1 protein-coding gene is annotated in these 586 nt (G+C 72.9%); it reads left to right on the plus strand.

Annotated elements, in window-relative coordinates; all coding sequences use genetic code 11:
- Positions 1 to 586 (plus strand): Ppx/GppA phosphatase family protein (locus tag AC1DWF_RS36770; protein WP_476843360.1); only part of this gene is annotated, 586 nt, incomplete at both ends.

Raw genomic sequence — 586 nt, forward strand, 5'->3', positions numbered from 1 at the left:
ACGGAAGCCTGCCGCCGCGCCGTCAACGGCCCGAGCTTCCTCGCCCGCGCCGCGCAGGAAACCGGGCTGCGCCCGCGCATCATCTCCCCGCGCGAGGAGGCCGAGCTCGCGATGGAGAGCTGCGCCCCCCTCCTCGAGCCCGAGGACCGCCGCGCCATCCTCTTCGACATCGGCGGCGGCAGCACCGAGATCGCCTGGATCCGCATCAACTCCACCCCCAATGGCCCGCGGCCGGAGCTGATCGGCTACCTCTCCATCCCCTGCGGCGTCGTGACGCTGGCCGAGCGCGAGGGCGGCGACTGCTTCTCCGTCCATGGCTTCGAGGCCGTCGTGGACGACATTCACGCCCGCCTCATGAGCTTCGACCGGCTGCACTGCATCGGCCAGGAGATCCGCCGCGGCGGCGTGCGCCTGATCGGCACCTCCGGCACGGTGACGACGCTCGCCGGCGTGGTGATGGACCTGCCGAAGTACCGCCGCCAGCTGGTGGACGGCACGCGCCTCTGCACCGAGGCGGCCGACGACGCGCTGGCCCAGCTCTTCGCCATGGGCCGCTCCGGGCTGTCGGCGCATCCCTGCATCGGGC

The organism is Aminobacter sp. P4_D5 (assembly GCF_056401815.1).